This is a genomic window from Mesorhizobium sp. M0018, from assembly GCF_040323955.1.
Lineage (GTDB): Bacteria > Pseudomonadota > Alphaproteobacteria > Rhizobiales > Rhizobiaceae > Mesorhizobium.
Genome location: NZ_JAMYVL010000013.1, coordinates 36,469 through 54,506, shown reverse-complemented (window position 1 = coordinate 54,506; position 18,038 = coordinate 36,469). Strand labels below are relative to the sequence as shown.

General features: G+C 62.9%; 20 protein-coding genes. 9 read left to right on the top strand and 11 right to left on the bottom strand.

Annotation, left to right across the window (positions count from 1 at the left end):
• The first annotated feature begins 80 nt into the window (after nt 1-80).
• From NKJ81_RS19200 to NKJ81_RS19185, 4 genes are all read left to right on the top strand, one after another.
• The gene (locus tag NKJ81_RS19200; RefSeq protein WP_352541382.1) at nt 81-851 is read left to right on the top strand and encodes a rhomboid family intramembrane serine protease; all 771 of its coding nucleotides are present in this window, start codon (nt 81-83) and stop codon (nt 849-851) included.
• Nucleotides 852-951: 100 nt separating this feature from the next.
• On the top strand, nt 952-1,383 hold the full coding sequence (locus NKJ81_RS19195; RefSeq protein ID WP_023674810.1) for a CBS domain-containing protein: 432 nt from the start codon (nt 952-954) through the stop codon (nt 1,381-1,383).
• A gap of 189 nt (nt 1,384-1,572) precedes the next feature.
• Nucleotides 1,573-3,072 carry an Asp-tRNA(Asn)/Glu-tRNA(Gln) amidotransferase subunit GatB gene (gatB, locus tag NKJ81_RS19190; RefSeq protein ID WP_352541381.1) on the top strand — a complete coding sequence of 500 codons (1,500 nt, stop codon included), beginning with the start codon at nt 1,573-1,575 and terminating at the stop codon, nt 3,070-3,072.
• Between the two features lies 1 nt (nt 3,073).
• Nucleotides 3,074-3,562 (top strand): GNAT family N-acetyltransferase, encoded by a 489-nt coding sequence (locus tag NKJ81_RS19185; RefSeq protein ID WP_352541380.1) that lies wholly within the window; start codon nt 3,074-3,076, stop codon nt 3,560-3,562.
• A gap of 16 nt (nt 3,563-3,578) precedes the next feature.
• Here NKJ81_RS19185 and NKJ81_RS19180 read toward each other — a convergent pair whose 3' ends face one another.
• The 5 genes from NKJ81_RS19180 to NKJ81_RS19160 all read right to left on the bottom strand — a co-directional run bounded on the left by NKJ81_RS19180 (nt 3,579) and on the right by NKJ81_RS19160 (nt 8,594).
• Nucleotides 3,579-3,920 (bottom strand): hypothetical protein, encoded by a 342-nt coding sequence (locus tag NKJ81_RS19180; protein ID WP_352541379.1) that lies wholly within the window; start codon nt 3,918-3,920, stop codon nt 3,579-3,581.
• Between the two features lie 151 nt (nt 3,921-4,071).
• The gene (locus tag NKJ81_RS19175; RefSeq protein ID WP_352541378.1) at nt 4,072-5,283 is read right to left on the bottom strand and encodes a hypothetical protein; all 1,212 of its coding nucleotides are present in this window, start codon (nt 5,281-5,283) and stop codon (nt 4,072-4,074) included.
• Nucleotides 5,284-5,430: 147 nt separating this feature from the next.
• Nucleotides 5,431-5,730, bottom strand: a complete 300-nt coding sequence (locus NKJ81_RS19170) for a hypothetical protein (RefSeq protein ID WP_352472757.1) — start codon at nt 5,728-5,730, stop codon at nt 5,431-5,433.
• A 94-nt stretch (nt 5,731-5,824) separates the two neighbouring features.
• Complete coding sequence (locus NKJ81_RS19165) at nt 5,825-7,225, bottom strand: ArnT family glycosyltransferase (RefSeq protein WP_352541377.1); 1,401 nt, start codon at nt 7,223-7,225, stop codon at nt 5,825-5,827.
• 208 nt (nt 7,226-7,433) lie between these two features.
• A complete protein-coding gene (locus NKJ81_RS19160; RefSeq protein WP_352541376.1) occupies nt 7,434-8,594 on the bottom strand; it encodes a helix-turn-helix transcriptional regulator in 1,161 nt (386 codons plus the stop codon).
• Between the two features lie 255 nt (nt 8,595-8,849).
• On the opposite strand from NKJ81_RS19160, the gene NKJ81_RS19155 reads away from it, so the two are divergent.
• The 3 genes from NKJ81_RS19155 (at nt 8,850) to NKJ81_RS19145 (ending at nt 10,344) form a co-directional block, all read left to right on the top strand.
• Nucleotides 8,850-9,248, top strand: coding sequence for an NADH:ubiquinone oxidoreductase subunit NDUFA12 (locus NKJ81_RS19155; protein WP_023674818.1), 399 nt, complete (start codon nt 8,850-8,852; stop codon nt 9,246-9,248).
• A 156-nt stretch (nt 9,249-9,404) separates the two neighbouring features.
• Nucleotides 9,405-9,887 carry a DUF2155 domain-containing protein gene (locus NKJ81_RS19150; protein WP_352541375.1) on the top strand — a complete coding sequence of 161 codons (483 nt, stop codon included), beginning with the start codon at nt 9,405-9,407 and terminating at the stop codon, nt 9,885-9,887.
• An 88-nt stretch (nt 9,888-9,975) separates the two neighbouring features.
• Entirely contained in the window at nt 9,976-10,344 is a 369-nt protein-coding gene (locus NKJ81_RS19145) for a hypothetical protein (RefSeq protein WP_352501682.1), read from the top strand.
• Between the two features lie 82 nt (nt 10,345-10,426).
• Here NKJ81_RS19145 and aat read toward each other — a convergent pair whose 3' ends face one another.
• From aat to NKJ81_RS19115, 6 genes are all read right to left on the bottom strand, one after another.
• Nucleotides 10,427-11,044, bottom strand: a complete 618-nt coding sequence (gene aat, locus NKJ81_RS19140; protein ID WP_023674821.1) for a leucyl/phenylalanyl-tRNA--protein transferase — start codon at nt 11,042-11,044, stop codon at nt 10,427-10,429.
• Nucleotides 11,045-11,058: 14 nt separating this feature from the next.
• Nucleotides 11,059-12,402 (bottom strand): acetyl-CoA carboxylase biotin carboxylase subunit, encoded by a 1,344-nt coding sequence (gene accC / locus NKJ81_RS19135; protein ID WP_023674822.1) that lies wholly within the window; start codon nt 12,400-12,402, stop codon nt 11,059-11,061.
• Nucleotides 12,403-12,421: 19 nt separating this feature from the next.
• Nucleotides 12,422-12,880, bottom strand: coding sequence for an acetyl-CoA carboxylase biotin carboxyl carrier protein (gene accB / locus NKJ81_RS19130; protein ID WP_292662508.1), 459 nt, complete (start codon nt 12,878-12,880; stop codon nt 12,422-12,424).
• 26 nt (nt 12,881-12,906) lie between these two features.
• Nucleotides 12,907-13,341, bottom strand: a complete 435-nt coding sequence (gene aroQ / locus NKJ81_RS19125) for a type II 3-dehydroquinate dehydratase (RefSeq protein ID WP_023717478.1) — start codon at nt 13,339-13,341, stop codon at nt 12,907-12,909.
• 163 nt (nt 13,342-13,504) lie between these two features.
• A complete protein-coding gene (locus tag NKJ81_RS19120) occupies nt 13,505-14,308 on the bottom strand; it encodes a DsbA family protein (RefSeq protein ID WP_352451092.1) in 804 nt (267 codons plus the stop codon).
• Nucleotides 14,309-14,378: 70 nt separating this feature from the next.
• Nucleotides 14,379-15,773, bottom strand: a complete 1,395-nt coding sequence (locus NKJ81_RS19115) for a M48 family metalloprotease (RefSeq protein ID WP_352541374.1) — start codon at nt 15,771-15,773, stop codon at nt 14,379-14,381.
• Nucleotides 15,774-15,918: 145 nt separating this feature from the next.
• Between NKJ81_RS19115 and NKJ81_RS19110 the strand changes: the two genes are divergently transcribed.
• Nucleotides 15,919-17,067: a pyridoxal phosphate-dependent aminotransferase gene (locus NKJ81_RS19110; RefSeq protein WP_352541373.1), complete on the top strand. Its 1,149-nt coding sequence runs from the start codon at nt 15,919-15,921 to the stop codon at nt 17,065-17,067.
• Between the two features lie 11 nt (nt 17,068-17,078).
• On the top strand, nt 17,079-18,026 hold the full coding sequence (locus NKJ81_RS19105) for a glutaminase (protein WP_352541372.1): 948 nt from the start codon (nt 17,079-17,081) through the stop codon (nt 18,024-18,026).
• Nucleotides 18,027-18,038 lie beyond the last annotated feature (12 nt).

Genomic DNA, 18,038 nt, shown 5'->3' with positions numbered 1-18,038 from the left:
TGCTGATTCGCCGTTTGTGATTCGGTTGGCCGTGATCTACATGCTCGCCAAGTCCAATCCAGCGACTGAGTGCAAGCCATATGAGCGACCCAGAAAGCCCACCGGAGATCGAGCAGGGTCAGGGTGGGCCTGCCGCCCGCGAACCGGAGCAGCGCCGCGAACCGGTGTTCAACCTGCCGCCCGTGGTGCTGGCGGTGATCGGCATCTGCGTCGCGGTCCATCTGATCCGGGTCTATTGGCTGACCGACGACCAGGACTTCGAACTGCTTGTCCGGGCTGCCTTTGTCCCCATCCGCTATTCGGGCCGCTTCGATCTGGATTTCTTCGCGTTTTCGAGCCCCTTTACCTATGCCTTCCTGCATGGCGGCTTTGCCCATCTTGCCATCAACATGGTGTGGCTCGCGGCCTTCGGCTCACCGTTGGCCAACCGCTTCGGCGCGCTGCGCTTCAGCCTGTTCTTCGCCGCGACCGGACTGGCGGCGGTGGCGTTGTTCTGGGCCATGCACCCGCTTGGCGAGGCGCCGCTGGTCGGCGCCTCCGGCGCGATTTCCGGCATGATGGGCGCGGCGGCACGCTACGGCTTCCGCATTGACCGATCGTCGGGCAAGGCCGCCTTCGCCGGCCAGCCTTTGCCGATGGCGGCGGTGCTGCGCTCGCGCGGCGTCGTCACCTTTCTCGCCATGTGGATGGTGATCAACCTCGCGACCGGCCTCTTCGGCCTGGCGCCTGGCATTGACGGCCAGATCGCCTGGGAAGCCCATATTGGCGGCTTTCTTGCCGGCTTTTTCGGCCTGCGGTTTTTTGATCGGCGAGAGCAGGTGCCCCGGCAGGCGGACGAGCCGGAGACCTGAGACGGCCGCACTTGAAATGCAACCGTTCGCGGCGCACCATGTTCATCCCAGGGCAAGCCGGCCAGGGCAGGAGCCGGCAGGAAATGCAGAGGAGGACGCCATGACTGTTAAGGCAATTCTCGAGGCAAAAGGCCACGACGTGGTGACGCTCGGGCCGAACGAAAAGCTCAGCGAAGCCATCCGCATGCTTTCCGAACACAGGATCGGCGCGCTGGTCATCACCAACGGCGATCACAAGATCGTCGGCATTCTTTCCGAGCGCGATGTGGTGCGGGTTCTCGCCAAGGAGGGGGCGGCGGCGCTCGACCTTGCCGTCCGCTCGGCGATGACGCCCAAGGTGAAGATCTGCAATGAGAACCACACCGTCAACGAGGTCATGGAGATCATGACCAAGGGCCGCTTCCGCCATCTGCCGGTGGAAAAGAACGGGCTGCTCGACGGCATCGTGTCGATCGGCGACGTGGTCAAGCGGCGCATCGAGGATGTCGAGCGCGAGGCCGAGGAGATCAGGGCCTATATCGCCACGGCATAGGTGACGGCGGCCGGGTTGCCGGCAGGTCGATTTTTCAAGCTGCTATCGCAGTTCGTCGCGGCAGGTGCGGGCCTGTGCCGCGTCGGCGCCTGCGGCTTTGCGCTTGTCTCTTTTGGCGGTTTGCACTAGCGAAGTTGCACAGCAAAATATGCGTTCTCGCATATCCGCAATTTCAGTATGCAGGCCCTTATGAGCATTATCGACACCCGCACGCCCGACGCCAAGCGCCTGGTTCCCGGCGCCACCGGCGACTGGGAGATCATCATCGGCCTCGAGGTCCACGCGCAGGTGACCTCGCAGGCAAAGCTGTTTTCCGGCGCCTCGACCATTTTCGGCGCCGCGCCCAACGCCAATGTCAGCCTGGTCGACGCGGCGATGCCCGGCATGCTGCCGGTCATCAACGAGGAATGCGTCAAGCAGGCGATCCGCACCGGGCTGGGCCTGAAGGCCGAGATCAACCACAAATCGGTCTTCGACAGGAAAAACTATTTCTATCCCGACCTGCCGCAGGGCTACCAGATCTCGCAGTTCAAGCAGCCGATCGTCGGCGAGGGGAAGGTGATCGTCTCGGTCGGCCCGGACCGGCAGGGCGAATTCGAGGACATCGAGGTCGGCATCGAGCGCCTGCACCTGGAGCAGGACGCCGGCAAGTCGATGCACGACCAGCATGCGACGATGTCCTATGTCGATCTCAACCGCTCCGGCGTGGCGCTGATGGAGATCGTCTCCAAGCCGGATATGCGCTCCGCCGATGAAGCCAAGGCCTATGTCACCAAGCTGCGCACCATCGTGCGCTACCTCGGCACGTGCGACGGCAATATGGACGAAGGCTCCCTGCGCGCCGACGTCAACGTCTCGGTGCGCCGGCCCGGCGGCGAATTCGGTACGCGCTGCGAGATCAAGAACGTCAACTCCATCCGTTTCATCGGCCAGGCCATCGACTACGAGGCGCGCCGCCAGATCGCCATCCTGGAGGACGGCGGCAAGATCGACCAGGAAACGCGGCTGTTCGACCCCAACAAGGGAGAAACGCGCTCGATGCGTTCCAAGGAAGAAGCGCACGACTACCGCTATTTCCCCGATCCCGACCTTCTGCCGCTGGAATTCGACCAGGCCTATATCGACGAGTTGGCAAAGGACCTGCCGGAACTTCCTGACGCGAAAAAGGCGCGGCTGATCACCTCGCTCGGCCTGTCGACCTACGACGCCTCGATCCTGGTATCGGAAAAGGCGGTCGCCGACTATTTCGAGAAGGTGGCCGCTGGTCGCGATGGCAAGCTTGCCGCCAACTGGGTCATCAACGATTTGCTGGGTGCGTTGAACAGAGCCGGCAAGAGTATTGAAAATGCTCCGGTTTCGCCCGATCAGCTCGGCGCGGTCATCGATCTGATCAAGGAAGGCACCATCTCCGGCAAGATCGCCAAGGATCTGTTCGAGATCGTCTGGAACGAGGGCGGCGATCCGCGTCAGCTGGTCGAAAGCCGCGGCATGAAGCAGGTCACCGATACCGGCGCCATCGAAAAGGCGATCGACGAGGTGATCGCGGCCAACCCGGACAAGGTCGAACAGGCGCGCGCCAAGCCGACCATGGCCGGCTGGTTCGTCGGCCAGGTGATGAAGGCGACCGGCGGCAAGGCCAACCCGCAGGCGGTCAACGAGCTGGTCAAGGCCAGGCTCGGGATCGAGTAGGATGTTCGTCCGCACCGCCGGCGAGCGCGATCTTGCGGCGGTGCGCGCATTGCTGGTCGAGACATGGCATGCCACCTATGAAGCCATCTACGGCGGGCCGCGGGTCACCGAAATCACCGATGAATGGCATTCTGTCGCCGCGCTCAAAGCACGGCTGATGCGGCCCAACTCGGAGTTCCTGGTCGCCGACGACGGCAAAAACATCGGCGGCATGGCTTTCGCCGCCGCTACCACGGATGCCAGGATCGTCATGCTGAACCAGCTTTACGTGCATCCGGCCTGGCAGAGGCAAGGCATCGGCCAGGCGCTGCTGGACGAGATCGAGGCCAGCTTTCCGGAGGCCCGGACGCTGCGTGTCGAGGTCGAGGAAGCAAATGCTCCGGCTGTCGCCTTCTACCGCTCGAGGGGGTTCTTGCCCGCCGGCAACACGGCCGATTGCGGCGGCGCCTCGGGATTGCCGGCGCTGGTTTTGGAGAAGGCGATCGGCTAGCTCGTTTGCCTGGCGCTCAGTTGCGTTTCTCAGGCAGGTTGGAGCAGCCGGCAGCGAGAAACTCGCACGGCAGGCTGCCGCGGCCGCCCGACGTGTGCGGGGGCGTGGCGGCTTCGATTTTTTCCACCTCGTAATATTTCGAGGTGACGCCCCATTTTTTGACGCCCTGGCACGTCGAGCGCACGCCAACCTCCGTCGCCTTTGCCGCAGTCTTGTAATAGGTGGTGATCCGGCAGGATTGGCTGACCGGCAGCGCGTTCGCCGGGCTCGTGACCGGCGGCAGGAAGGTCGGGAAGGCAAGCAGCGAGATTGCCGCAATGATCCGGACGGCGGGCATGGTGAGGGGAAGGTGCTGCATCGTTTGTCTCCATCGATGGCGCCGCTCGCTCGTGGCGCAGCGGCGCGTTTGTTCCGGCAAGATCAGGCCATGATGCCGGTGCTGCCGCATCTGCCGCGCGGGGGAAGGCGGTTGCGGTCTGAACCGCCGCCGTCATCCGCGAGCGGCCGCGTCAGGGCGTTTTCGGCTTGATGAGCGTCTCTATCGGAACAGCGACTTTTGGAGGCCGGACCGTACTGGTTCCACCATCGACGGCCAGCCCGCCGCTGTTGAGATAGCGTACCGTATAGTGCAGCTCATAGCCGGGAACTCTGATCCATGTAGGCTTGGGATTGAACTGGTCCGGCGGCCTCGAATACCACTTCGGGATCTGCATGATCTTGGAACCGGCACCGAATCCCGCAGTCTTGGCCGCTACTGCGAAGGCGCTGTCTCTGGGGTCGTTCGGCGGCTGGTCGACATTGCCGATGACGACCAGCGAATCGTATTTTCGCGCGTCCAGCCGTACTGCGGGAACGTTCAGCGCAGCCACGTCGCCTTCGCGCATCGTCAGCGCCTTCTGACGGCCATCCTCATTGGCATAGACGTTGAGGTTTATGGCCTCGGATTCCGCATAGACGATATTGTTGTGGAAGTCGCGGGCTGGCAGGCGTGTGAGGCTGTCGAAGGTCACTTCAACCGTCGGCTTGGCTATGGCGTCCGTCACCACCAGGTTGCGCCGCGGCACCGTCCAGAAGATGAGATCATCGCCGGTGGCCTGTGTGCCGGCATCGGAGCCGTCTATTGCCGAGCATTTCGAATTTGGAACCGGCGTCGTCACCGGCAGAGGTGCCGAAAACGAGCTGCGTACCTGAGCGTCGATGTAATTGCCGACGTTGAAAACGTCTTCGAGGATGTTGCCGCCCTCGAAGCTCGCCGGGCCGGGTTGCGAGCGGATGATGACCTGGCTGGAATCGGTCTGCCAGCCGCTGCAGAAGACGTTGACGTCTATGGGAATGCCGATGTGGCGGTCGGAGGTCACCGGGATCGAGACTTTGATGGTCAGGATGTAAGGAACTTTGACAAACCAGCTGTTCGGCTGGTTCAGCATCTGCGTCGCAAAGCGCGACGGCCGCCATTGCTTCAGCGATTCGATCGATGCGCGTGACGATCGTCCCTGGGCGGCCAGCTGTGCGTTGGTGGCGTCGACCTTGGCTTGCGCCAAGTTGCGGACGGTGTTGGTGATCAGGAACACGCCGAGTTCGGCTTTGCAGGGCCTGTTCGATTGTGTGGCGTTGCATGGGGCAAGTGCCGCACTGGGAACCGGCGGCCCCGACGGCGGCGGCTGGGCGGCCGCGGCGGCCGCCATCAGGCAGAAGAACAGCATCGTGCAGGTTTTCAACATGGTATCCTCGCTCTTTCGGTTGGAAACCACCCTCCGGCTAGACAACACCATTTCTTCGACAGCGGTTCATCGCCCGCATGGGGGACGAACCGCGAAACATCGGGCCGGCCCAGCGACGTCGAGCCGCCGTCCTTTCGGATTGGATATCTACTGCTTCACGACGCCTTTGGTTGTCGCCATCGGCGCGACGACCTTGGGCTTGGGGGTTTTCGGGCCGGGGTCGACTACCAATGCGGCCGTGCAGGAGCATTTGCCCGAACCGCAGTTCAGGTCGCCCTTGCACATTTTGGAATGCCGCATATCGGTGCAGTCGGCGGTCCCGGAGCAGGAGCAACTGCCTTGCCCAATCGTTCCGGACTGACATTTGAAGCTCCATGCCGGATCGGCGGCAAGGCCGGCCACAGCGAGCGACACGGCAAAAAGCGTCGTCGAGATGAGCTTGCGCATGAATACCTCCCGGTTCTATCGAGCGATGGAACCACGAAGCAGCAACGCCTTCATCTCCCGCGCGGGGGACGAACTCGCATACCGGTGACGATCGTCAATGCTGTCCCTTCAGCACGACGAGATAGCCGCGTTCGACGCGAAGCCGGAACGCGATTTGCCCTGCAGTGCCGGGATCCTTGGAAACCTTGTCGATGACATAGCCGCTGGGATGCGAGCCAAGCCATTCTTCCGGTTTGTCGGTGCTTTCGAACGGCTTTTGCAACCGGGCCAGGAAGCCGACTTCGCCCTGATAGTCGAAAGCCACGGCCCAGTCCGCATCCTTTCGCTCGTCGATGAAGTTGGCGAGCGGCGTCAGATCATAGCGTTTGAACGCGGTCGCCGATGCCACCGCGTGGCCGATGCCGAAAATGACAAGCATGACGATGGCCGAGCTCTTCAGCCTGGCGAGCGGGATCTCCGCCATGAAATAGCCGAACAGGATGACCACGAACGGCAACATCGGCACGACATAATGAGGCTGCTTGCCGGATATCGCGCTGAATACCAGAAACACGGCAACGAACGAGAATGACAGCAGGCGCAAGGCGCGCAGATCCGGCGACTTCGCGTCGATCAGGCTGCGTATCCGCGTGGGCAGCTTCAACCGCCACACCTCGGGTATGAAGACCCACGGTATGAACATGACGGGCAGCAGCAGCAGATAGAAATAGAACGGCCGGCCATGCGAATTGCGCAAATTGCCGGTGACACGCCCCGCCGACTGGTTCCAGACGAGATCGTAGACGAAATTGCCTTTTGTCAGGATGGTCGCCGGCACCAGCCAGATCGCCACCGGAATCAGCGCGGCGAGCAGGGCCAGGCCCACTCCAGCGAGGAAGTTCGGTGTCGTCAGTCCCGCCCGCCGGTCGCGCCAGAACGGGTAGAACACGATGGGCGCGCCGATATGGATCAGCACCACCGGGCCTTTCGTCAGCACGCCCGCGCCGATGAACAGCCCGGCCAGAACGGCCTGCCAGCGGTTGCCGCTGCGGGCAAAGGCAATCAACGACAACAGCGCGGCGAGCACAAAGACCGTCAGCAACAGGTCGAACAGGATCAGCGTCGAATAGATGACGAACACGCTGCTTCCGGCAACCAGCCAGGGGATGCGCCGAGCGATGTCGTCGCGGCCCGGAAACAGGGTCTTTGCCAACGCTGTCGTCAGCCAGATGACGAGCGAGGAGGCGGCGAAGATGACCAGCATCGCCGCCGGCCGGCTGGCGCCGAAAATGTTCCAGACAAGGTCGATAAGCCAAAACAGCAGTGGCGGCTTCTGCAGATAGGGCGCGAAATTCATCGTCGGGACGAAGATCTGTCCGCTCAGATACATTTCCCAGGTGACGCTGAGATATCGCGTTTCGTCGACGGGCAGCAGTGGCCGGAAAGCGACCGCGATTACGATCAGCCCAAGCAGAAAGAGGTAGGGGAGCAGCCGCTCGGTAGATGTCGGTGTCAAAGATCGAGATCCGCGCCAGAAACCATTTTCATTCCAGCCGAGCATAGTGCCGCGTCTCTGGACCGCAAACGACCGCACCATGATTTTGGCCGAATTGCAACGATGCCGGTTTCGTTTCCCAGATTTTGCGGACGATGGTGTCAAAGGTTTGAAAAACTTACCGGCCGAGTCTTTTGGACCGCTGCCGGTCCGGGGAACCTGAGCAAAATCAACTGGAGCGCAACGGCGGTGACAATTCGCGCATCAACAGTTCGAGCTCGCGCTGATCGCCGGTACCGGTCTTGTCGAAGATCGTCGCCAGCTGCGACTTGACGGTGCCGTCCGAGACGCCGCCGGCCGCGGCAATTTCCTTTCGCGTCCGGCCGGCGGCAACGTGACCGGCGACTCGCCTTTCTGCCGCGGTCAGTCCGAACAGCGCCGCAATGGCGTCCAGCGCCGGGGTCGGTGTCGAACCGGCCGCGGCGATGAAGATCGCTGCGGCGGCGCGTTGCGAGATGCGCGCCGAGATTTCACGCCGCGCCAGCGGCATGACATGGGCCACTGCCGGAACGACCGTCCTGGCCAGGGGAATGTTGATGCCGCAAGGTCCGAGCGCGAATTCGTCGCGCGTGCCGAGCTGGACGGCACGGCCGATTGCGGCGTTGGCGTTGGCATAGGTGAAGGAAAGCTGTCCGCGCACGCAAGCGACCGAGATGTTTTCGGCGAGCAGCGCTTCGGCTGACGGGTTGGCGAAGATGATGGTCATGTCTTCGGCCACGATCAGCACCGGATGGTCGAGGCTTTCGATGATGGAACGGAAGATTTCCGCCTTGCGCCGCTCGGCTTCGAACAGGTCGCCGATGGTCACCGCGCGCCGCACATGCGGTGCCAGCAGGCTGACAAGCTCGAGATCCTCGCGGGAAATCTGGCGCCTGTCCTTGTCGGTCACCACCATCAACGTGCCGATCCGGGTCGGCCGCTTCATCAACGCCACCCAGAAGAAATCGTCCAGGCGGTTGGGTTGCACCCATTCGCGCACGATGCGGCTTTCGAGCCATCTCTGTCGCGTATCCGGGCCTTGCAAAGCGTAGATCGAATCGACGGTGAACGGCACGTCGATCTCCATCTTGGGAACCGCCGCATAGAACGGCACTTGCGAGCCGTAGTCATGCTTCAACGGCTCAAGAACTGCGGGATCGCCGCAGGACACCGAAAATCGCGCGGAGCTGCTGATCGTGTCGATGACGGCGAGCATGGCAAGCTGGCCTTCCGCCAGATTGCAGATGGCCTCGAGTGTCGCCTGCCAGCGGTCGACGTCGGCAATCGAATCGTAGATCGCCTCAACGACCTGCGGCAATGCGCGACCGGCCGTGCCCGCCAGCGATGACATGAGCCCCTCTCATTTGCCGTCCTTGAGGCAACGAAGCTTCAACTGCTAGAATAACGCTGCGTAAGGTTGCCAACAACCTATTTCATCTGCTTCGGACGGCCGCGAAAATAGCGTGAACGTATCGCTTTCCCGTCAGCCATTTGCTCGCCTGTTGCGGCAAGACCCTTGCCTTCGCAATGCCGTGACGCCATAAGCAGGAACAGGCGCCGCAGCCGCCGCGAGGACTTGCTTCAAGGACTTGCCACGAGGATTTGGATGAAGACTTTCCTTCTGCAGTTTTTCACCTGGTGGAACAGCCAGACATTGGGAACGCGCTTCCACACCTGGCGGCACGGCAAGAAGGTCGGGCAGGACGAGGTCGGCAATGTCTACTATGAGGGCGGCGTCGATTCGGAAGGCCGCACCCGTCGCTGGGTCATCTACCGCGACTATTCGGAAGCCTCGGCGATTCCGCCCGGCTGGCATGGCTGGATCCATCATCGTGTCGACGTTGCGCCGCCAAGCGAAGACTACAAGCCACGCGACTGGCAAAAGCCGCATGTGCCGAACCTCACCGGCAGCCCCGCAGCCTATCGGCCGAAGGGCTCGGTGCTGACCAACCAGCATCGTCCGCAGGTGACGGGCGACTACGACGCCTGGACGCCTGGTTCGTGATCGATCGCCGCGACACGCGCGCGGTCCCTACGGGGGCGGTCCCCACGAGGGCGGTCCTTTGTCGCCACAATTGCTGTTTAGCTGTTTGCTGATCCGACAGCAGCAACTAGCCTTGGCGTTAAGAGAATCACCCGGGCGCAAACCACCGGACCTTGCATGAGCATGTTCAGCCGAATTTTGACGGGCGGATTAACCGCGGTCGTTCTCGCTTCTATGGTGGCGCTCGCTACTGCGCAGGAATTGGCGCCGCCTGCGCCGGACGCGTCGGTGGCGCCTGCAGCACCGGCAGTATCCGAGCGCATCACCAATCCAGTCGCTGAATTCGCCGGCATCGACAAGATCACCGGCCGTATCATCACCTTCGATGTCTATATCGACGAGACGGTGCAGTTCGGCGCTTTGCAGGTGACGCCGCGCATCTGCTATTCGCGGCCCGAAAACGAAGAGCCGAAGACGGATTCGTTCGTCGAGGTCGACGAGATCACGCTCGATCGGAAAATACGCCGTATCTTCACCGGCTGGATGTTTGCCGAAAGCCCCGGGATCAACGCCGTCGAGCATGCCGTCTATGATATCTGGCTGAAGGGCTGCAAGCAGAAGTCCGACGTGCCGGCACCCGCCGCCGCCAAAACCAACTAGAATCTGTCAGTGCGCGGCGGATACCGCGCCCTGCGGAACCGCCGCGTTGCCCGAGCGTTGGTGCCTCTCTACGGAGGAGGTTGCCATGATGATGGCCAACAAGAACGAACTTCTCGACATCGAAAGGGGATTCTGGAGCGGCGGTACCGACTATTTCAAGGCCAATGCCGATACCGACTGCCTGGTGGCTTTCCCGCAGATGGCGCGGGTGATGAGCAATACCGATCTGGCCGCAACTGCCACGGACCCGAACCGCTGGCGCGATCTCGACATCGACCTCAAGGGCATCATCGAGCCGGGCAGCGACATCGTCATGCTGACCTACGAGGCGCGTGCGACGCGGCAAGATGGCGAAGCCTATGCGGCGCTGGTCAGCACCGGCTATGTCCACCGCGTCAATGGCTGGAAGATGATGTTCCACGCACAGACGCCGCTGGTGACGGCAGCAAAAGGCTGACCGGCCGCAAGAGCAATTCCAGGAAGTGTGAACGGCTTTCCGTCCGGAATTGCGTTCCTGTGAAACGATGAGCCATTCCAGGTTATGGAAAAAACACGGCCTCGCCCTTCAGCGCCTCGGCCAGCATCTTCTCGTACTTGCCACGCGGCACGTCGATTGCACCGAAGCGTTTGAGATGCTCGGTGGTGAACTGCGTATCGAGCAGTGCAAAGCCACGCGCCTTCAGGCGTTCGACGAGGTGAACCAGGCAGGCCTTTGACGCGTCGGTCTCCCTGGCGAACATGCTCTCGCCGAAGAACACGCGGCCGAGCGATACGCCGTAGAGCCCCCCGACCAATCGGTCGTTGTGCCAGGCCTCGACCGAATGGCAATGGCCCATCCGATGCAGCTCGATATAGGCTTCGCGGATCGGCGCGTTGATCCACGTCGACCGACGTTCCTCGCGCCTTTCAGCGCAGGCCTCGATCGTCGCCTCAAAGTCGAAATCGATGCGGAACTCGAACAGGTTCTTGCGGATCGTCTTTCTCAGGCTTTTCGGTATGTGGAACCCGTCGAGCGGAATGATGCCGCGCGTCTCCGGCCGCACCCAGAATACTTCGGGGTCATTGGCGCTTTCGGCCATCGGGAAGACGCCGGAGGCATAGGCTTTGAGCAAAAGGTCGGTCGGGATGCGATAACCGGGTGCGTAGGGACGGGTCATCGCTTCGCCCTGTATCACTCGCCTTCGGCCAGGTATTTTTCCAGCCAATGGATGTCGTAGTCGCCATTGGCGATGTCGGCGTTGCCAACGAGGTCGCGAAACAGTGGCAGCGTCGTCTTGATGCCGTCGACGACGAATTCGTCGAGCGCGCGCCGCAGCCGCATCATGCATTCGACGCGGTTGCGGCCGTGCACGATCAGCTTGCCGATCAGGCTGTCGTAGTAGGGCGGGATCTTGTAGCCCGAATAGACGCCGGAATCGACGCGGATACCGAGGCCGCCCGGCGTGTGGAAATGGGTGATGGTGCCCGGCGAGGGCGTGAAGGTGCGCGGATCCTCGGCATTGATGCGGCATTCTATGGCATGGCCGTGGAAGCGGATATCCTCCTGGCGCACCGAAAGCCCGCCGCCCGAGGCGACGCGGATCTGCTCGTGCACGAGGTCGATGCCGGTGATCGCCTCGGTCACCGGATGTTCGACCTGCAGGCGCGTGTTCATCTCGATGAAATAGAACTCGCCGTCCTCATAGAGGAATTCGATGGTGCCGGCGCCGGAATAGCCGAGATCGGCGATCGCCCTGGCGCAGACGCCGCCAATATGCGCGCGCTCCTCGGCATTGAGCGCCGGCGAGGGCGCTTCTTCCCAGACCTTCTGGTGGCGGCGCTGCAGCGAGCAGTCGCGCTCGCCGAAATGCACGCCGCGCCCGGCGCCGTCGCCGAACACCTGCACTTCGATATGGCGCGGCTTCTGCAGATATTTCTCGATATAGACTGCGTCGTCGCCGAAGGCCGCACCCGCCTCCGAGCGTGCCGTCTGCAGCGCCACCTCGAGATCGGCCTCGCTACGCGCCACTTTCATGCCGCGCCCGCCGCCGCCGGCCGATGCCTTGATGATCACGGGGTAGCCGATCGCGGCGGCAATGCGCTTGGCTTCCTTGTCCTCGGTGACCGCGCCGTCGGAGCCGGGCACCACGGGAATGCCGAGGCGTTTTGCGGTACGCTTGGCCTCGATCTTGTCACCCATGATGCGGATATGGTCGCCGGTCGGGCCGATGAAGGTGATGTTGTGCGCGGCGAGGATGTCGGCGAACTTGGCGTTCTCCGACAGAAAACCGTAGCCGGGATGCACCGCGTCGGCGCCGGTGATCTCGCAGGCGGCGACGATCTGGTGGATGTTGAGATAGCTGTCGCGCGACGGCGGCGGGCCGATGCAGACGCTCTCGTCGGCGAGACGCACATGCATGGCGTCGGCGTCGGCGGTCGAATGCACCACCACCGTCTGGATGCCGAGCTCCTTGCAGGCGCGCAGCACCCTGAGGGCGATTTCGCCGCGATTGGCGATGAGGATTTTCTGGAACATCTTTCGCCTGTTCCCGGCTCTACTCGATCACGACGAGCGGCATGCCATATTCGACCGGCTGCGCATCTTCGAACAGGATCGCCGTCACCGTGCCGGCGCGCGGCGAGGGGATCTGGTTCATCGTCTTCATTGCTTCGATGATCAGCAGCGTCTGGCCTTCCTTGACCTTCTGGCCGATTTCGATGAACGGCCTGGCGTCCGGCGACGGTGCCAGATAGGCGGTGCCGACCATCGGCGAGGCGACGGCGTTCTTCGACACGTCGGGCGTCGCCGGGGCGGCCGCTGCCGCGGGCTGCGCGGCTGCCGGGGCATAGGCCGGCTGAGCTGCGGCGACCGCATGGACGGCCGGCGCCTGCCGCGAGACGCGCACCTTCAGATCGCCCAGCTCGACCTCGATCTCGGTCAGGTTGGTGTCGTTCAGTATGCCCGCCAGATCGCGGATCAGCTGCTGGTCAACACCGTTCTTCTTTATCGACATTTTCGAGCCTTCTGTTTGTTGGCCGGTCATAGGCGTGCAGCCAGCGCCTGCAGCGCCAGCGTGTAGCCGAGCGGCCCGAACCCGCAGATCATGCCGACGGCGACCGGCGCGACCATGGAGACGTGGCGGAATGGTTCCCGCGCGTGGATGTTGGAGAGATGCACCTCAGCCACCGGCAGCGGCGCGACGGCGCGGATGGCATCGTGAATGGCGATCGAGGTATGGCCGTAGGCGCCCGGATTGATGACGATTGCGGCGGCCTTGTCGGCGGCCTCGTGGATCCAGTCGACGAGGTCGCCCTCATGGTTCGACTGGCGGAAATCGATCTCCAGCCCAAGTGCGGCACCTGCCTGCTTGCAGTCGTCGGCGATCGCGGCAAGCGTCTTGCCGCCATAGATGCCCGGCTCGCGCTTGCCGAGCGCGTTGAGATTGGGGCCGTTCAGGACGAAAACCGTTTTCAAAAAATGCCGACCTTTCCCGGCGCGGCTAAGCCGGCGCGCCGGACCCTCTATAATGGGCATAGACGCTGGCGAAAAGAGCGCAAGTGCGTTCTTTCGCCGTCCACAACAGCCGGAAAACGGCCCGTGCCGGAAACCCGCAGCCTAATCGAAACCCGAACGCTGATCAGAGCGCGGCCTTCGCCGCCTCGATCTTTTCGGCCAGTACTTCCTGGCCAAGCGCGCCGAACACCACCTCGTTGCCGACGACATAGGACGGCGTTCCGGTGATGGCGAGCTTGGTGGCGAGGTCATAGGTCTTGGAGAAGGCCTCGGTGATGCTCGGGTCCTTCATCTTTTCGCGCAGCGCCGCCTCGTCGGCGCCGAGCGACAGCGCCACCTTGATCGCCGCCGCCTCGGTGGCGCGCCCCTGGCCGCCGAGCAGCGCATTGTGGAATTCGCCGTATTTCTCCGGCTTCATCAAATGGAAGGCCATCGAGACGACGCTCGCCTTCTGCGAATCCGGGCCGAGGATCGGGAACTCCTTGAGTACGAAGCGCAGGTCCGGATCGGCCTTGGTCAGCGCGCGCATGTCGTCGATGGCGCGTTTGCAGTAGCCGCAATTATAATCATAGAATTCGACGATGGTGACCTTGCCGTTCGGATTGCCGACAACACCGTCGAATGAGGAATTGAAGATCTGGTCCTTGGCGTCTTTGATGACGCCGAGACTGGCGACGCGCTGTTCTTCCTTCTGCTTGGCCTCGAGTGCCTGCTGGGCCTCCAGAAGCACTTCCGGGTTCTTCAGCAGATAGTCGCGGACGATGCCTTCGACTTCGGCACGGTCGAGCTTGGTACCTGAGGACGTCGTCTGGGCAAGCTGTGCCGTGCCGGCCTTCGCCGTCTGCGGATTGCCGGCGACGAAGCCGAACGCCAGCATCGCGAGAGCCGCTGCCACTCCGGTAGTGCCCAGCAGAATTGCCTTTGTCATGATCCTCGATCCTCTTGCCTGTGTTCGGGTCCGCCCGGTTTGGCTGTGTCGCAGCCTGCGTCCGAAAGGTTCACTTCTTCTTACCTGATGGTGCGTAGTTTATAATGTCCTGCGCGCGAAGCCAGCCCGGCTCGCCCCGCTTCATGCTCTGCTGCGCCCGCATGGCGAAGATTTTCGCATTCTTGTAGTCGCCGGAATAGAAATGCCCTTCGGCGGTTGCAAGCTCGGCGGCCGGGATGTTGCCGAGTTCCCCGTAAGCCTGTGCCAGATAGCGGTATCCGGCGGCGTTTTCGCGATCCCGTCCGAGGCCGGTGTTGATCTGCGCCACCGCCTTCTTCAGCGAATCCTGCGTGCCGATCGCCATCAGCGCCTGGCCGTAAGAGACCGGCAGCAGCCCCGATCGCGCCGGATCGAGGCTGACCGACTTGGCATAGGCGTCCGCCGCATCCTTCGGCCGGTTCGCCTTCATCAGGATGTCGCCGCGTAATTCCTGGAAATAGGGATTTTTCGGCTGTTCCTTGATCAACGCGTTGGTCTTGGTGAGCGCCGACGCCAGATTGCCGAACAGATAGGTCATCTGCGCGTCGCCATAGCGTGAGGCGACGCTGCCGGGGTTCTTGCGCATCAATCGCGACGCCGCCGCCTGGCCCTGCATGTAGGCGGCGATCTTTATGCGCATCATGTCGTGGCGCTGCTGCAGTGCCGGCGGGTCCACCTTGTCGACGTAAGGGCTCTGCTTCACCAGCACTTCGAGATTGGCGATACGCTCCTGCGGCATCGGATGGCTGATCCTGTAGGGATCGACTTGCGCGCCCGAGAGCGACAATGCGTTCTGGAAGCGGCCAAACGTCTTCAGCATGCCCATGCCGGACTGGCCGGTTGCATTGAGATAGGTGATCGCCGAACGGTCGGCGGTCATCTCTTCGGTGCGCTGATAAGCGAGGATACTGCGTTGCGCCATCTCGCCGCCGCCGGCCACCACGCCCATGCCGGCGCCGGCGAGACCGCGGCTGTTGCTGGTGGCGCCGGCCACCATGGCGCCGGCGCCAAGCAGCGTCGCCAGGATCGCCATCGTCTTGGCGCGCTCGAGCTGTTCTCGCAATTTCTGCTGGTGTCCGCCGGCGATATGGCCGGCCTCGTGGGCAATGACGCCAATGATCTCGTTGGGCGTTTCGGCCGTCATCAGCGCGCCGGTGTTGATGAACAGCCGGCGGCCGGCAACAAAGGCGTTGAAGCTCTGGTCGTTGACCAGCACGATGTTGATGGCGTCGCCCGACAAGCCCGCCGCCTTGAAGATCGGCCGCGCGTAATCGCGCACCAGCGCCTCGATCTCGGCATCGCGCACAACCGGCACATTCTGCGCAAAGGCATTGACCGAGCCGGCCATGGCGATCACCGCGGCAAGCAAAAGCGTCGCGAGGGCGCGCGCTGTCCTGGCGATCGTCGATTTGGGTCGGCTCAACATGGCAGGTCCACTGGTAGACGAGTGGGCGAAGGATGAAAAGTCGGCAGCCTAAACTTACCGAACTTGTGATCCCCACACCAATCGGGCATTTGTGCGGCGCGGCCAGCATGGCCGGCACGTGCGGACAAGTGTGGTGGATTGAAAAATGGTTGTTTCGCTTTCGCGCCGCGGCGCGGTCGAACCGTTCCATGCCATGGACATCCTGGCCGAGGCGAATCGGCTGAAAGCCAAGGGCCTGCCGGTCGTTTCCATGGCCGTCGGCCAGCCTTCCGATCCGGCGCCGGCCGGGGTTCGCGAAGCGGCGGCCAATGCATTGAAAGCAGGCCGCATCGGCTATACCGACGCGCTGGGCCTCGCCGGTCTGCGCAAGGCGATCGCGGCGCATTATGGCGAGCACTACGGGCTTGACGTTTCGCCCGAGCGGATAGCCGTCACCACCGGATCGTCGGCTGCCTTCAACCTCGCTTTCCTGGCAATGTTCGATCCAGGCGACCGCGTCGCCATCGCAGCGCCCGGCTATCCTGCCTATCGCAACATCATGGCCGCGCTCGACATCGACATCGCCGAGATCGAGTTGGACGGCGCCGCCTATCTGCATGCCGAGCACCTGCAAGCCGCGCATCGTGAAAAACCGCTGAAGGGCGTGCTGTTCGCCAGCCCGGCCAACCCGACCGGCGCGGTCATTCCCGCCGGCGATCTCGAGGCGCTGGTCAAAACGGCGCAAGAGCTCGGCATCGCCGTCATCTCGGACGAAATCTATCACCGGCTGGCCTATGCGGCGCCCGACACGACGGCGCTTGCTTTCGGCGCGGATGTGACGGTGATCAATTCCTTCTCGAAATATTATTGCATGACCGGCTGGCGCATCGGCTGGATGGTGCTGCCGCAGGAACTGGTGCGGCCGGTCGAGCGCATCGCCCAGAGCCTCTACATCTCGCCGCCCGAACTGTCCCAGATTGCCGCGATCGAGGCGTTCAAGGCGACGCCAGAGCTGGAAGCGGTGAAGGCGCGCTATGCCTGGAACCGCGAGCTCCTGATGCAACGCCTGCCGGAGCTCGGCTTTGCTTTGGCCGCGCCTATGGACGGCGCGTTCTACGCCTTCTGCGATGTCACCAGGCACACCAATGACAGCATGGCGTTTGCGCGCCGGATGCTTGCCGAGGCGCATGTGGCGGCGACGCCGGGCCGCGATTTCGACCCGCTGCAAGGCCATCGCACGATGCGCTTGTCCTATGCCGGCAGCCACGACGACATGGTCGAGGCGATGGCGCGTATCGAACGCTGGCTGAAGTAGCGGGGGCGACGATGCCGGAGCTTGAACAGGCGCCTCAACTTGAACAGGCGTTGCGCGAGGTCGCCGCCGAAATGGCGGAGCGTACCGATCGCGGCGACGTCGCCAGCTATATTCCCCAGCTCGGCAAGATCGATTCGAAAAAATTCGGCATTGCCGCGGTGACCAATGACGGCCGCGTGCTGACCGCGGGCGATGCCGACGAGGCGTTTTCGATCCAGAGCATCTCAAAGGTGTTCACGCTGACGCTGGCGCTCGGCAATGCCGGCGACGCGCTGTGGCAGCGGGTTGGGCGCGAACCTTCGGGCAATCCGTTCAACTCGATCGTCCAGCTCGAGCACGAGAACGGCATTCCGCGCAATCCATTCATCAATGCCGGCGCCATCGTCGTCTCCGACATCCTGCTTGCCGGCCATCAGCCGCGCGAGGCGATCGGCGAGATCCTGCGCTTCATCCAGTTCCTGGCCGATGACGACACCATCGTCATCGACCGCGAGGTCGCGGCGTCCGAACGCGCCACCGGCTTTCGCAATTTCGCGCTTGCCAATTACATGAAATCGTTCGGCAATCTCCACCATGCGCCGGAACTGGCGCTGGGCGTCTATTTCCACCATTGCGCTATCGCCATGAGCTGCCGGCAACTGGCCCTGGCCGGCCGCTTCCTTGCCAATGGCGGCAAGAACCCGGCGACCGGGCATTCCGTCGTGTCGGCAGAGCGCGCCCGCCGCATCGGCGCGATGATGCTGACCTGCGGCCACTATGACGGCTCCGGCGACTTCGCTTTCCGCGTCGGCATTCCCGGCAAGAGCGGCGTTGGCGGCGGCATATTGGGGATCGTGCCGGGCGTCGCCTCGCTTGCCGTATGGTCGCCAGGCCTCAACGCCAACGGCAATTCCAGGCTGGGTTCGATCGCGCTGGAAAAACTGGCGAAGACGATGAACTGGTCGATCTTCGCGCCATAGTGTTGTCGCCTG

Excerpts from the sequence above, each read along its gene's own strand:
- NKJ81_RS19200 (WP_352541382.1), top strand. The coding sequence starts at position 81 with ATGAGCGACCCAGAAAGCCCACCGGAGATCGAGCAGGGTCAGGGTGGG.
- NKJ81_RS19195 (WP_023674810.1), top strand. The coding sequence starts at position 952 with ATGACTGTTAAGGCAATTCTCGAGGCAAAAGGCCACGACGTGGTGACG.
- gatB (WP_352541381.1), top strand. The coding sequence starts at position 1,573 with ATGAGCATTATCGACACCCGCACGCCCGACGCCAAGCGCCTGGTTCCC.
- NKJ81_RS19185 (WP_352541380.1), top strand. The coding sequence starts at position 3,074 with ATGTTCGTCCGCACCGCCGGCGAGCGCGATCTTGCGGCGGTGCGCGCA.
- NKJ81_RS19180 (WP_352541379.1), bottom strand. The coding sequence starts at position 3,920 with ATGCAGCACCTTCCCCTCACCATGCCCGCCGTCCGGATCATTGCGGCA.
- NKJ81_RS19175 (WP_352541378.1), bottom strand. The coding sequence starts at position 5,283 with ATGTTGAAAACCTGCACGATGCTGTTCTTCTGCCTGATGGCGGCCGCC.
- NKJ81_RS19170 (WP_352472757.1), bottom strand. The coding sequence starts at position 5,730 with ATGCGCAAGCTCATCTCGACGACGCTTTTTGCCGTGTCGCTCGCTGTG.
- NKJ81_RS19160 (WP_352541376.1), bottom strand. The coding sequence starts at position 8,594 with ATGTCATCGCTGGCGGGCACGGCCGGTCGCGCATTGCCGCAGGTCGTT.
- NKJ81_RS19155 (WP_023674818.1), top strand. The coding sequence starts at position 8,850 with ATGAAGACTTTCCTTCTGCAGTTTTTCACCTGGTGGAACAGCCAGACA.
- NKJ81_RS19150 (WP_352541375.1), top strand. The coding sequence starts at position 9,405 with ATGAGCATGTTCAGCCGAATTTTGACGGGCGGATTAACCGCGGTCGTT.
- NKJ81_RS19145 (WP_352501682.1), top strand. The coding sequence starts at position 9,976 with ATGATGGCCAACAAGAACGAACTTCTCGACATCGAAAGGGGATTCTGG.
- aat (WP_023674821.1), bottom strand. The coding sequence starts at position 11,044 with ATGACCCGTCCCTACGCACCCGGTTATCGCATCCCGACCGACCTTTTG.
- accC (WP_023674822.1), bottom strand. The coding sequence starts at position 12,402 with ATGTTCCAGAAAATCCTCATCGCCAATCGCGGCGAAATCGCCCTCAGG.
- accB (WP_292662508.1), bottom strand. The coding sequence starts at position 12,880 with ATGTCGATAAAGAAGAACGGTGTTGACCAGCAGCTGATCCGCGATCTG.
- NKJ81_RS19120 (WP_352451092.1), bottom strand. The coding sequence starts at position 14,308 with ATGACAAAGGCAATTCTGCTGGGCACTACCGGAGTGGCAGCGGCTCTC.
- NKJ81_RS19115 (WP_352541374.1), bottom strand. The coding sequence starts at position 15,773 with ATGTTGAGCCGACCCAAATCGACGATCGCCAGGACAGCGCGCGCCCTC.
- NKJ81_RS19110 (WP_352541373.1), top strand. The coding sequence starts at position 15,919 with ATGGTTGTTTCGCTTTCGCGCCGCGGCGCGGTCGAACCGTTCCATGCC.
- NKJ81_RS19105 (WP_352541372.1), top strand. The coding sequence starts at position 17,079 with ATGCCGGAGCTTGAACAGGCGCCTCAACTTGAACAGGCGTTGCGCGAG.